A 13,514-nucleotide genomic window follows, 5' to 3' on the forward strand; every position below is an offset into this window, starting at 1 on the left:
GAAAGTATATGTTGCTTTAACACTGTAAAGCAACATATACTTTCTTTAACGGAAAAAAAAGGACCCGCAGGCCCTTATCATTGATAAACTACTCATTTAACAGCAATATTTTTCCCTTTACAGTTCCCGGTGTCTTATACAGGTCAAAGGCTTTGTTTATTTCATCCAGAGGAAATTTCCCAAAGACAACATCTTTAAAATTCAATTTTTGTTTGGCAAGAAAGTGGGCGGTAAGCTCCCATTCTTTTCCGGGAAAAGGTGCGCTATACGACATCCAGGAACCCGTTAACGTGAACTCTTTCCGATTCATTTGCTCAAATCGCTTAAATGGAAAGGTAATGTCTTTCGTAGGCGTGCCGACAAAGCATACTTTTGCTTTATTGGCAGCAAGCTCGAAGCTGAGGTTCATGGTAATCATAGAACCGGCCGTTTCCATGACAACACCAAAACCGCGGCCGTTCGTAATCAATGCGTATTCCTCTTTGAAATCCGGGTGGAGCGTATTCATGACATAATCTGCCCCTAGTTTTTTGGCCGTTTCCAGCCGATCATCATCGATATCAAACACGGTCACAGTTTTCGCTCCCAGGACTTTCGCCCACTGTAGGGTAAGCATTCCGATATTTCCGCCGCCCAGAACGGCTACATCCTCTCCGCCTTGATAACCGATATGGTGAAGCGCGTGAAGCGCAACGGCAGACGGCTCAAACAACGCGGCCTCTTCAAAGCTCACATTATCCGCGACTTTTACCGCATTGATTTCCGGCATTTTTACATATTCGGCCCAGCTTCCGTAGACGCGTGACCCGATAAACGTATAGTTCTTACACTGGGCATAATTTCCTCTCTGACAATCCCTGCATTCATGGCAGGGCACAAGCGGGGCACCCGCAATGCGATCCCCTGCTTTTACCTTTGTAACGCCGCCTCCGACTTTCTCGACCACTCCGGAAAACTCATGGCCTAATACGATCGGATAATAGTGCGCTTCGTCACCCAGCACACGCGGCAAATCCGAACCGCATATGCCCGTAGCCATTACCTTTACCAGGATTTCATGGTCAAGCAGCTCTGGAACAGGCATATTCTTTATCCGCAAATCGTCCCGACCGTATAAAACTGCCGCTTTCATAGCTTCCATATACTCACCTTCCTAATCTGGGGAATAAATCTTTTAAACGTTGATACGTTTCAAGGTAAATCGCATAGTCTTTTTGATAGATTTCATAAAATGCTGAATGAGGGTGGTGTATCCGCTTAATTTGAATGGCTGTAGTCACGGCCTCATCAAAATTCTTATACATTCCCACACCAACGCCTGCCAGTATCGCGGCTCCTAATGTCGTTGCCGTATCAGAAGAAGGAATCCTGATGGTCTTTCCGGTCACATCTGCCTTAATCTGGGTCCAAATGCGGCTGTTTGCTGCTCCCCCTATGCTAAACAATTCACCGGCACACACTCCCCCGGCTTCTGCCGTTTGAAGATTATGGTGCAGGGCGTAGGCGCAGCCTTCCATCATCGCCCTGATCATATGGCCCTTTGTTTTTTCATAGGAGAGCCCTAAGAAAACACCTCTGGCGTTCACGTCCCAGATCGGGGATCGTTCCCCCGCCATATACGGCAAATAGATCAGTCCGTCGCTGCCGGGATTGATGCGGCCGGCCGCTTTATTGACAAAATCAAAAAAATTCTGATTTTTAATCCGACCCAATTCGTCGGCAAACTCTCTGCGAAACCATTTCAAACTGCCTCCGCCTACCGTTCCTCCCTGCAGGAGCCATTTATCCTGAACCACATGATAGCCCAAAATCAGCTTTTCATTTTTTACCGGATGATCCATGACGATGCTCATTCCACCGGCCTGGCCGCCCTGCTCCTGTGTTTCCCCCGGATGAATCGCTCCGGCTCCCAACGTTCCACAGGCCGCATCCAATCCCCCGGCAACAACAGGAATTCCTTTCTCCAGCCCGCTTTCTTCAGCCGCTCTCCCGGTCACTTCTCCAACAACGGCACTGCACTCATAGATGTCGGGCAGCATCCCCGGCTCGATGCCCATCCGGCTGCACAGGTCATAATCCCATCGTCCACTCTCCATTGCAAAGGCATGGATTCCATACCCCTGCGAAACATCCTGGGTTAATTTTCCGGTCAGCTTATACACAATGTAGCTGTTGCACTGCAAAAACTTGTACGTTTTCCTGTAAAGCTCCGGTTCGTTTTCTTTCATCCAGAGGATTTTACCTGTCGTATAAGAAGGGGATAACGGATTGCCGCTGACGGAAAATATTTTGTCTTCCCCAATCGTGCGTTTTAATTCTTCGCATTGTTTTACCGCTCTGCGGTCAAGCCAAATGATGGCATTACGGAGAGGCGTACCGTTCCTGTCAACGGGAATTGCCGCCCAACTCTGACCATCCACTCCAATCCCTTTGACTTCTCCTCGGCTGATACCGGATTCCGCCATCATGCGGCCGGTTGCCCTGCACACCGCATTCCACCAATCTTCCGGATTTTGCTCGACATAACCCGGAGCCGGATGCAGCGTCTCATATTCCTCCGTACGCTGAAAAGCGACCTGCCCATCTTTTGTAAAGGCGGCTACCTTGCAGCCGGACGTACCTATATCGATACCAAGCAGGTATTCGTTTCCCATACGTCCCCTCCTCTCGATTTATCCTTTGAAAATAATTCGACAATGGGTGGCAGCAAACCGAAAGCACGGGTGAAACCAATTCCATGTAAGACACATGCCTTTTCTATTTTGTTAATTGCTGTAGCGGTCATGAGCGGGGCGACTTCTTTGCAGCATCGTCCAATTTCGCAAAAGTGCCCTGTAAATTTTTATAAGCGTCCCGGAAAATTTCATACAGTTCCCGGTACGCTTCATGGGCGGTGTCGTCCGGGTATACGGTATCAATGGCGGTCACCCACGAATCTGCCGCTGCTTCGACGGTAGGAAACCAGCCGATGCCAACGGCCGTCAGTATAATCGCCCCGTACGCGGAACCGCCACGGCTCGTACAGCGGGTAACCGGCACGCCGAAAATATCCGCGGCCAACTGCCGCCATCCTATACTTTCCGCCGCCCCACCGGTCATACAAATGGACAAGGGGAATGGCAGACCAATCTCCTGCATGATGTCGATACATTCACGAAGGGAGAATAGAACGCCTTCAATGACGGACCGAACCATATCCTTCCGCATATGGTGAAAGTTAAAACCAATGAAAGCCCCTTTTGCCTTGTCATCCATATGAGGAGTCCGTTCTCCGAATAAGTAAGGCAAAAAAATGAGCCCATTGGCTCCGGGACGGGAATGGGCCACAAGATCCACCAATTCGTTATAAGCCCCATCGCCCTCCATATGTAAGATATGGCGGGATAACCACTGCAGGGACATGCCCGCTGACAGGGTTGCCCCCATTACGTGCCACATTCCGCTGACACCATGGCATAAGGTATGAATTCGTCCCTGCCTGTCTGTATTGGCCTGTGCGACCGGGGTGAAAATTTGCCCGCCCGTGCCGATTGTACATAACCAAGAATTCGGGCGCACAATTCCATTGCCAATCGCCTGCGCCTCCGCATCCCCGGCGCCGCAGATGACAGGAATGCCTGAGGAAAGCCCCAACGCTTTAGCCGGGCCGTCCGTTAGCACACCTGCCTGAGATGAGGAGGAAAGCACCGACGGCAAACGCTCGGCGTCCAGGGTAAACGCTGTAAGTATGTTCTGAGACCATTCTCTGTTTACGATGTCATACATTAATGTGGCTGACGCATCCGTTTCATCCGTCGCGCGTATTCCTGTAAGGTAGTATCTCAGGAAATCTTTTGGAAGCATAAAAAATGCGGTCCGGTCAAAAAGGTCCGGCTGATTGCGCCGCATCCAGAGAATTTTAGGGAGGGTAAAACTTACATTGGGACGGCTGCCGGTTGTGTCCATCCACTTTTCGAGGGGAATCTTACTTTCAAGTTCTCTTACTTCTTCTTCGCATCTGCGATCCGCCCATAGTACGGCGTTACAAACCGGGTTTCCATCAAGGCCAACCGGCACAAGCCCGTGCATTTGCCCGGTGATCCCGATTCCTTGTACCCGGCCTGCTTCATTCGGAAAACAGGTGAACAGCTCATTCATCCCATCGTGCAGCGCCTGAATCCAGTCAGCCGGATCCTGTTCCGCCCAGCCCGCATTTGGAGTCACCAATTTATACTCTTTTGTTGTCGAACATAAAACGCTTCCACTTCTATCTGCTAAGATTATCTTAATGGATGAGGTTCCTAAATCAATGCCTAACAGAGTATCCATCTTCCCCCTCCTGCTGCCTGGCTTTTCTCTCTTTTTATTATAACGTTTCTTTCATTGAATAGAGGGAATACATACACAATTTTGTCACAATTGATTTATGACAATATTTAATAGGGTAAGGTAAGCCAAACTTTCTCTTTTTTATGAGGTAAAAATCGATCTGGAAGGATGGACCGGTGTCTGCCTTGAGTACATGATTCATAATATAAAACGCATGCCCGGTTCCCTCTTCTGTATTAGCGGCCATGCAATCCTCCGGTGCGTAGATATAGAAATCGTGGACATAAGCGTCATGAGCGGTGAACAAAACGCAGCTGCAGGCGGAGGTCCCTGTTATTGCCGGCGTACATCTTCCAACCCCTCCACTTGTTTTATTTTTTCACTACCCTTCTGTTTTTTTAATTAAACGGCGATCCTTTTTACTTAAGATGATGTTGGATGAGGTGGAATATCTTTTTCTTGCGGTGAAGCAGACGAACCTTGTGGGGAAGTGGATGCAACAGAGGCCTTCCGCCCAAGAACCACGCTGATGACGATAATAAGAGCCGTCCCGACGGTGGTGATCGTTATCCTCTCGCCTAGAAGGATAGCAGACCAAACGATCGTGAGAAACGGCTGCAGGTATTGAAGCTGGCTAACCCGTGCCACTCCTCCCACAGCAAGTCCGTTATACCAGGCGATAAACGCAAGAAACTGGCTGCCTATGCTGAGATAAGCAAAACTTCCCCACACCTGCGGCGGAGCGGTCAATGCCTTCATTGGGAAGGTCACGATAACCGGAATAACCAGGAAGGGGGCTGCAACGACAAGCGCCCAGGCAATAACCTGCCATCCGCCGAGAACACGGGACAACTTTCCGCCTTCTGCGTAGCCGAAAGCAGCGGCGACCACCGCTCCCAACAGGGCAAAATCTTCTGTGTGCAGGCTTCCTAATCCCGAATACACGGCATAGCCTAACACCGATAAACACCCGGCAATACTGGCTAACCAGAAGCCGCGTGACGGACGCTCTCCCGCCCGCAGCACTGCCGCCCCTGCCGTTGCCAGCGGAAGCAGTGCGAGAACAACCGCCCCGTGGACGGCCGGCAACCTGCCCATGGCCCATGCGGAAAGAAGGGGAAATCCTATAATAACACCTATGGCAACCAATACAAGCCCTTTTATTTGCGTATAAGTTGGAAGCTTCTCCTTTCGTGCGAACAGGACAATACCAGCCAGAACCGCAGCCACTACCGCCCGGCCCAGCCCAATCATTGTCGGGCCAAAATAGTCAACAGAAAACCTCGTTGCCGGCAGGGTCAGACTAAATCCAAGCACACCCAAAAATCCATACAAAATTCCACCCGTTTCCTGCTTCTTTTTTACACAGGATAAACTAGCGGTTTTTCTGCCTTTCATTCCACTTCCCTCATTCCCTAGTATTTTTGAGTTTTCTGCGATCATACACCGTACCTTTATCCTCATCATAAAGGGGAAGAAAAGGTTTGTATTCAGCCAATTGGAGGTTTATTTATCCGGCCAATTTCGCTTAAGATGAAGAGGAAGAGAAGAGGGGGAAATGTACGATGAAACTGGATAGGGAAAGCAGTGTCCCGCTGTTTCGCCAAATTGCCAGCTATTTTGAAAAACGAATTATCAACGGTGAATTGTCCCCGGGTATGCCGCTACCCCCGGAACGTAAACTGGCGGAGCAGGTGGGGGTTCACCGTGACACGATTACGGCCGCGTACGAAGAACTTCGGGCAGCAGGCCTCATCCAATCCGTGCGGGGAAGTGGTACGCGGGTGAGCGAACATCTGTGGGGCCTGTCTCTGAAAAGCTTTCCGAATTGGCACCAGTACACGAACGGTGGATTTTTCTTACCGACGCGCCCGCTTGTGAAACGAATGAAAGAAGCCGGCAAAGAGCACAACACCATTAATCTGGCTGGAGGAGAACCTTCCCCTGATTTATTGCCGTCGAAAACGATCGATAGCTTATTACGTCAGCTATCCCTGCCCTTTCCGCTGGGCTATCCGGATCCGAAAGGCGAGAAAACACTTCGGCGTGCTCTATCAGCCCATTTGATGCTGAACTATGGAATCACAGCCGACCCGGATGAAATCTTAATCACATCCGGCGCTCAGCAGGCTCTGCTGTTAATCGCGCAATGCCTGCTGCGTCCAGGGGATGCGATAGCGATGGAGGGGCCTTCTTATACATACTCTCTCCCCCTGTTTGCTTCAGCAGGACTTAGACTTTTCCGCCTGCCGCTTGATGAACAAGGGCTGCTTCCTGATGAAGTGGTGAATGTATATCGCAAGCATAGAATCCGGATGGTCTTTACCAACCCTACCTATCAAAATCCGACGGGCACCACCCTTTCTCTTACAAGACGAAAGCAATTGCTCACGATTTGTGAAGAGCTTCGCCTTCCTATTGTCGAAGACGATGCTTACGGTGCCCTTACACTCGGAAAATCCCCTGCCCCCCCGCCGCCGCTTCATGCCCTGAATCGGCAGGAAGGCATGGTGATGTATGTAGGCAGCCTATCGAAGACGGTTGCACCGGGAATACGAATTGGCTGGATCATCGGATCCAGGGCCGTCATTGAGCGCCTGGCAGACGCCAAGCAGCAGATGGACTTTGGCACAAGTGCCATTCTCCAGCAGCTTGCGCAAATGTATTTATCATCCACTCAATGGGAAACCCATGTGAAAGAGTTGAGAGCTTCACTAACGTTTCGGCGAGATGCTATGCTTAACGCTCTCGAAGCCGTTGTAGGTGACCAGGTTAAATGGACGGTCCCCAGCGGAAGCTATCATATGTGGTGCCGGATTCCATGGGAAGTAGATGAAGAGAAACTGATGGAGTGCGGCATTAAAAACGGCGTCCTGTTTTCACCCGGCGGGGTATACGGCGCCGAAAAAGGATTTGTCCGGCTTACGTTTGCCGGTGCAGATGAGGCAACGATTGAGGAAGGAATACGGCGATTTGGGCGAGCCATCAGAAGTGTTTCTTCTTGAAAGTGATTGATAGTGGAATCTCCAGAATTCCATGGACGCCACTTCGCAAGGAATGAACTCGCTACCCGGGGGTGATCATAAGCAAAGAGGCCCCTTGTGTTGTACGGCTGCCTCTTTGTTTAACGCTTGAGTTTTCTCGTATGGCACTATTGTGTCATCGCCCAGATCGATAAAGAAATCTCCTTACCGGGATTTACGTAACGGTGGGGAGTTGTACTTGGGAAAAAGATACTGTCCCCTTCTGTCAAATGAATTTCCCGATCTTTGATAATGATAAGAAGCTCGCCTTGAATCACATAGCCCGATTCTTCCCCGGGATGAGAGACTAACTCTCTTTCCAATAACTCTCCGGGTTGAATCTCAACAAGTAAAAACTCTATTTTTCCCGACGAATCGGGTGACAGGAAGTGATAGCGGACATTGGAATTGGACAGTTCAATCATACGCCGCTCTTCCTTGCGGACTACCCTGTATTCTTCTTTGAAATCCTGAAAAAAATCATTGATCGGAACATTTAACGCAGTACAAATCTTCCAAAACGTGCCCACAGTAGGATCCACAATCCCTCTTTCAATCTGCGAAAGTAGGCTTGGGCTTAACCCTGTTTTTTCCGCCAGTTCCTTAAGTGTATATTGTTTGTGTTTTCGGAAGTTGCGAACGAGTTCACCGTTAAACATGAACAGATACCTCTTTAAAATGGCAGGAAATTTGATGCCCATTTTCCAGACATTCAGTCTCAGGAGCAGCGTGACGGCATTTATCCCAGCGGGCCGGGCACTTTTCATAAAAAACACAGGACTCTTTCATCATTGGAGCCGGTTCCGCAAACCCCATTCCATTTGATGTTTCTTCATGCACACTTGGAAGCGACGATAAAAGAATTTTTGTATACGGATGAACGGGTTGTTTAAACATGGACTGTGAAGGGCCGGTCTCAACAATGTGCCCTTTATACATAACCGCCATCCTTTCACACATGTACCGGATAACGGACATATTGTGGGAAATAAAAAGATACGTTAAGTTTCGCTCTCTCTTTAATTCTTTTAGCAGATTTAAGACTTGTGCCTGAACGGAAACATCAAGAGCAGATGTAGGTTCATCAAGAATCAGAAAAGACGGGTCGGTGATTAACGCGCGGGCAATCGCTATGCGCTGCCGCTGCCCGCCGCTAAACTCATGCGGATAGCGGGAAAGATGATCTTCTTTCAACCCGACCCGGCGGATCAGCAGTTGTAAGCGTGCCGGTGAGCCTTTCTCTTTTCGTTCGGATTCAGGCAGTGCATAGAGCGGTTCGCGAATAATATCTTTAACCGTCATCCGAGGATCCAGAGAAGATTGCGGGTCTTGAAAGACGATCTGGATATCTCCTGCTCTCGGGTTTACAAACCTGCCGTTTTTCCAAAGCGGGCCGCCCGCATAATTGATGTCCCCCGCAGTTGGCGATTCTAACCCGATCAGCATCTTGCCAAGCGTGCTTTTACCGGAACCTGATTCACCAACCAGCCCGAAGGACTCTCCCTTTCCAATGGTCAGGCTGGCGTTTTTCACCGCATGAAGAATATGATTTTTCGTACTGTATTGTTTATGAAGTTGCTGAATTTGAATGAGCGGACCCATTTTGTTCCCTCCCTACCCAGCATGCAGCGTAATGGTTCCTTTTATATTCTTCCAACGCGGGTGCAGCCTGTTTGCATTGATTCGTGACAAGCTGGCACCGCGAGGAGAAAACACAGCCAATGGGCCTGTTTCGAAGATCAGGGACTTCGCCAGGAATCGCTTCAAGGGTATCGTTCACATCAGCTAAATCCGGGAGGGCATCGATTAACGCCCTCGTATAAGGATGCTGCGGAAAGTGGAGAACTTCCGAAGTACCCCCTGTTTCTACTACTTTGCCCGCATACATAACGGCAACTCTATCACAAAGCTGCGATACAACGCCAAGGTCATGAGTAATCAATAAAATGGCAGTACCGCGATTTTGCGACAGTTCTTTCATAAGTTTTAGAATTTCAAACTGAATGGTTACATCAAGAGCTGTAGTCGGTTCATCCGCAATCAACAATTTGGGTGGAGCGGACATGGCGAGGGCAATCACCACTCGCTGCCGCATGCCCCCGCTCAATTCAAACGGATATTTTTCAAATACGGATTCCGGGTCATGGATATGGACATCTTTTAATGACTGTAAGGCTAACTTTGCCGCCTCTTTGCCGGATATGTGACGGTGTCTCTTAATTACCTCTACAAGCTGCTTTCCTACCCGCATCGTAGGGTGAAGAGCAGTCATCGGTTCTTGAAATACCATGCCTATCTCTTTACCACGAATTGCCTGCTTTTCTTTTTTGTTTAACGCAAGGAGATTTCTGCCCGCATACAAAATTTCTCCATTTGAAACCGTCGCATTTTTCTCTAGTAATCCCAGGATGGACAAAGCCGTAACAGACTTTCCCGAGCCGGACTCACCGACGACACCGACAATTTCCCCTTCGCCGATGGAGAGATTTATATTTTCCAGCGCTGTCATCATTCCCCGCATTCCATGAAACTCAACAGTTAAACCTTTGATTTCAAGCAGCATGTTCATTCCTCCTAACGGCTTGATCTTGGATCGAGAATATCCCGAATGCCGTCGCCGATCAGATTAAAGGCGCCGGAAGCTAAAAAAAGAGCTAATCCGGGAAATGTAGGATACCACCAATAATCCAAAAGGTATTTCCAGCTCACGCTTATCATCGCTCCCCATTCGGGAGTAGGGGGCTGCGCGCCCAATCCAAGAAAACCAAGCGAGGCAACTAAAAGAATCGCATCTCCAATATCGAGCGTAACTTGAATGATAATCGGGGAGATCGCATTCGGAATAATATGTCGGAAAATAATGCGCCATGGCTTAATCCCGAAAGTTATGGCTGCTTTCACATATAACTTTTCCCGCAGCGCAAGCGTTTCTCCGCGCGCCAGGCGCACATACACAGGGATTTTTACAATTGCGATCGCAATCATCGCATTTTGTAAGCTAGGGCCAAGCGCGGCCGCAAGCGCCATCGCTAACACCATAGACGGAAAAGCGAGAATAATGTCCATGATACGCATAATCACCTGGTCCAAGACTTTGCCGGCGTAACCTGAAACGGAACCTACGATGGTTCCAATCAATCCGGCTGACACAACGACAACCACACCTACGCCTAACGAGAGGCGTGCTCCATAAAGGATGCGTGTTAAAATATCTCTTCCGACTTCATCCGTTCCTAAAAGATGTTTCGTGGAGGGACCTTGAAACCGTTCAATAATATTAATTTTCGTAGGTTCATACGGTAAAATAACCGGCGCTAAAAGAGACAGGATAAAAATGAGCAGAAGAATGCCTATCCCAATTAACGTCATCGGGTTTTTTCGAAGTTTGTACCAGAAAGGATTTACATCTCTGACGGGGAGAACCGTTTCCGATTGAAGTTCCATTAGAAAATTCCCCCTATTCTTTAATCTGCGGATCGAGATAATAATATGTTAAATCAACAATCAAATTGATTAGGACGTAACCGAATGAAATAAAGAGCGTAAACCCCATGATGGCCGGAAAGTCCAAATTGGCAATCGAATCCACCACATATTTCCCCATGCCCGGCCAGCCGAAAATCGTTTCTGTTACGACCGCGCCGCCGAGTAACGAACCAAACGACAAGCCGACAACGGTAACAGTAGGAATAAGAGCATTTCGCAAAGCATATCGGATAAGCAAAAAGGGGCCGCTAATTCCGTTAGCGAGGGCCGTACGAATGTATTCCTGGCTGAGAACTTCCAGCATACTAGCCCGCACCTGACGGGTCACAATGGCTAACTGTGCATAAGAAAGAGTCACTGCGGGAAGAAAAATATGCCAGAAACTGTTTTTAAACGCAGTGAGATTTCCTGTCAAAAGACTGTCCACTAAATAGAGGCCTGTGATTGTGGTCGGAGGCTTAACCTGTAAATCGATTCTTCCGCTCGAAGGAAACCAGCCGAGAATACCGTAAAAAATAAGAATGCCCAGCAGGCCGCTCCAAAATACCGGAATGGATACACCGGCAATCGAAAAAACGCGCCCCCCGTGGTCCCAGTAAGTATCATTTTTTACCGCGCTCAGTATGCCAAGAGGTATTCCTATAATCATCGCAAACAAAAAGGCAAGCAGCGCGAGTTCCAAGGTGGCCGGGAAAAAGGTCAGGAGGTCACTCGTAACAGGCTGCTGGGTGCGAATCGAAGTTCCCAGATTACCATGTAATAGCCCGTCAACATACATGATGTACTGATCCAAGACGGGCCTGTCTAAACCTAATTGATGCCTTACCGCCTTTAGCGTTTCCTCACTGGCCCGCTGCCCCACCACCATCCGGGCGGGATCGCCCGGAATGATGTGTGAGATTAAAAAGGTAATCAGCGTAACTCCAAAAACGACAAGCACTAACAAAAAAAGACGTTTAATGATGATTTGTTTCATGGTGGATGCTCCTGTCTAACATTTATTTAGACATTTGAGATAAGTTGTAAATTCCTTCAAGCATAGGATTGTAAACGAATCCCTGAACATTCTTGTTCATAGGCAATAGAAAATCTTTCTGATACAAATAAACGTACGGCGCCTCATCAATCACGATAGTTTGGGCTTGTTGATATAGTTGCTGCCGTTGTGCCTGATCATTAATTGAAGCAGCTTTGCGGACTAATTCATCTACTTTATCGTTTTTATAAAAAGCCCGGTTGCCTGCCAGACCAAAATTCTGCGAGTCGAACCAATAATTCATAAACATATAAGGATCGCCGAAATCAGGGCTCCAAACGCCAAGTGATAGATCAAAGTCTCCTTTATCAATAGATTCACGCTGCGTCGCGTAGGCCACCTTTTTCAGATTTACTTTGATTCCAATATCGGACAAATACGCCTGCAGGGTTGTGGCCTCGATTTCCCACCACGGTTTATTGTCGGAATATACAAGATTAAGGGATAAATTATTGACTCCCGCTTCCTTAAGCAAAGATTTCGCTTTTGCCGGGTCATACGTGTACTGCTTGGCATTATCATCATGACCCCATAACCCCTTTGGAATCGGGCCTCTCATTTGTGTTCCATATCCCTGTTGCACAGCTTTGGTAAGCGATGCATAATCGATTGCATAGCTAATAGCCTGGCGAACCTTAACATTTTTCAGAGCCGGGTTTCCTTTGCTGGAATTCAAGTACACGTAATCTACCAATAGGCTTGGCTTTTTTAAGAGAGTCACGTTTGGATCGCTTTCCAGGTCTTTTAGCTGTTCAACCGGAATCCCTTCAGCAAAGTCAATCTCACCTTTTTGCAGTTGCAAACGCTGGGCGGAAGAGTCCGGAATGATTTTGAAATAGACTGTTTTCAAAGCCGGCTTAACCGCAGAGTTAGGATTGGTTTCTAACTTAATGTATTCTCCTTTTTTCCACTCTGTTAACTGATAAGGTCCGCTCCCCATCGTATGGTTGGCCAGATAATTTTGCCCTAAATCCCCATTTTCCTGATGGTCTGCGACTTTTGGATTCACAATTCCACCATAGTTGGCAGCAAGTGTGGACAGGAACGGAGGAAAGTCTTTTTTCAGTACAAAACTGACCGTACTGGGGTCTACTATTTTCACTTCGTTGATCACACCATAGACATCATACGGCCCCTTTTTAATTTTGAGGATGCGATCGAAGGTGAATTTAACGGCATTTGCATCTACCGTTGAGCCATCGGCAAATTTATGTCCTGTATTTAATGTGAATGTCCACGTCAATCCATCCTTGCTTACCTTCCACTCTTTTGCGAGCCCCGGTTTCACATCCGTCTTTTCCCCGTCATACTCGACAAGACGTTCATACGTGGGATACGTAATTTTCCAGGCGGAATTGTCCATTGTTACGGCAGGGTCAAGTGTTCCCTGATCCGCGGTCATCCCCACAACTAACGTATCTTTTGCAGCCTTCGTTTGCGTGGTGGCCGTGTCCTGTCCACCGATTTGTTTTGAAGCGGAATCACTTAGATTTTTTCCGCACGCAGTGAGTGAAACCATGAGAAGAACACTAAGCAGCACAACAAAAAACTTTGGTTTCATTGTGAAATCCTCCTTTTATTGATTTGTCTTTATTTATGCGATGTTTCATATGTAAATAGATTTAGTTTTGTAAATAAAATCGAGAGAATACGAGTAAATT

General features: G+C 48.1%; 12 protein-coding genes. 1 reads left to right on the forward strand and 11 read right to left on the reverse strand.

What is annotated here, in order from left to right:
* Nucleotides 1-88: 88 nt before the first annotated feature.
* The 5 genes from H525_RS0122005 to H525_RS25205 all read right to left on the reverse strand — a co-directional run bounded on the left by H525_RS0122005 (nucleotide 89) and on the right by H525_RS25205 (nucleotide 5,706).
* Complete coding sequence (locus H525_RS0122005) at nucleotides 89-1,141, reverse strand: galactitol-1-phosphate 5-dehydrogenase (RefSeq protein ID WP_245590551.1); 1,053 nt, start codon at nucleotides 1,139-1,141, stop codon at nucleotides 89-91.
* Between the two features lie 4 nt (nucleotides 1,142-1,145).
* Nucleotides 1,146-2,654 carry a xylulokinase gene (locus H525_RS0122010; RefSeq protein ID WP_027417964.1) on the reverse strand — a complete coding sequence of 503 codons (1,509 nt, stop codon included), beginning with the start codon at nucleotides 2,652-2,654 and terminating at the stop codon, nucleotides 1,146-1,148.
* Nucleotides 2,655-2,781: 127 nt separating this feature from the next.
* Nucleotides 2,782-4,308: a xylulokinase gene (gene xylB, locus H525_RS0122015; protein ID WP_027417965.1), complete on the reverse strand. Its 1,527-nt coding sequence runs from the start codon at nucleotides 4,306-4,308 to the stop codon at nucleotides 2,782-2,784.
* A gap of 37 nt (nucleotides 4,309-4,345) precedes the next feature.
* On the reverse strand, nucleotides 4,346-4,645 hold the full coding sequence (locus H525_RS29825; protein WP_081413562.1) for an isochorismatase family protein: 300 nt from the start codon (nucleotides 4,643-4,645) through the stop codon (nucleotides 4,346-4,348).
* An 86-nt stretch (nucleotides 4,646-4,731) separates the two neighbouring features.
* Nucleotides 4,732-5,706, reverse strand: a complete 975-nt coding sequence (locus H525_RS25205) for a DMT family transporter (RefSeq protein WP_081413563.1) — start codon at nucleotides 5,704-5,706, stop codon at nucleotides 4,732-4,734.
* Between the two features lie 167 nt (nucleotides 5,707-5,873).
* Here H525_RS25205 and H525_RS0122030 point away from each other — a divergent pair, with 167 nt between their 5' ends.
* Nucleotides 5,874-7,313: an aminotransferase-like domain-containing protein gene (locus tag H525_RS0122030; protein ID WP_035102368.1), complete on the forward strand. Its 1,440-nt coding sequence runs from the start codon at nucleotides 5,874-5,876 to the stop codon at nucleotides 7,311-7,313.
* 146 nt (nucleotides 7,314-7,459) lie between these two features.
* Here H525_RS0122030 and H525_RS0122035 read toward each other — a convergent pair whose 3' ends face one another.
* Genes H525_RS0122035 through H525_RS0122060 form a run of 6 tightly spaced genes read right to left on the reverse strand, consistent with a single transcriptional unit; the run spans nucleotide 7,460 to nucleotide 13,414 of the window.
* Nucleotides 7,460-7,990, reverse strand: coding sequence for a helix-turn-helix domain-containing protein (locus H525_RS0122035; protein ID WP_027417968.1), 531 nt, complete (start codon nucleotides 7,988-7,990; stop codon nucleotides 7,460-7,462).
* The gene (locus H525_RS0122040) at nucleotides 7,983-8,933 is read right to left on the reverse strand and encodes an oligopeptide/dipeptide ABC transporter ATP-binding protein (protein ID WP_027417969.1); all 951 of its coding nucleotides are present in this window, start codon (nucleotides 8,931-8,933) and stop codon (nucleotides 7,983-7,985) included. The genes H525_RS0122035 and H525_RS0122040 overlap by 8 nt, the downstream gene beginning before the upstream one ends.
* On the reverse strand, nucleotides 8,899-9,894 hold the full coding sequence (locus H525_RS25210; protein WP_211237061.1) for an ABC transporter ATP-binding protein: 996 nt from the start codon (nucleotides 9,892-9,894) through the stop codon (nucleotides 8,899-8,901). The genes H525_RS0122040 and H525_RS25210 overlap by 35 nt, the downstream gene beginning before the upstream one ends.
* Before the next feature lie 11 nt (nucleotides 9,895-9,905).
* Nucleotides 9,906-10,775, reverse strand: coding sequence for an ABC transporter permease (locus tag H525_RS0122050; RefSeq protein ID WP_027417970.1), 870 nt, complete (start codon nucleotides 10,773-10,775; stop codon nucleotides 9,906-9,908).
* Nucleotides 10,776-10,788: 13 nt separating this feature from the next.
* Nucleotides 10,789-11,793, reverse strand: a complete 1,005-nt coding sequence (locus H525_RS0122055; RefSeq protein ID WP_027417971.1) for an ABC transporter permease — start codon at nucleotides 11,791-11,793, stop codon at nucleotides 10,789-10,791.
* 22 nt (nucleotides 11,794-11,815) lie between these two features.
* Nucleotides 11,816-13,414, reverse strand: a complete 1,599-nt coding sequence (locus H525_RS0122060) for an ABC transporter substrate-binding protein (RefSeq protein ID WP_027417972.1) — start codon at nucleotides 13,412-13,414, stop codon at nucleotides 11,816-11,818.
* Nucleotides 13,415-13,514: the final 100 nt, after the last annotated feature.

This window comes from Aneurinibacillus terranovensis DSM 18919 (assembly GCF_000430625.1).
Lineage (GTDB): Bacteria > Bacillota > Bacilli > Aneurinibacillales > Aneurinibacillaceae > Aneurinibacillus_B > Aneurinibacillus_B terranovensis.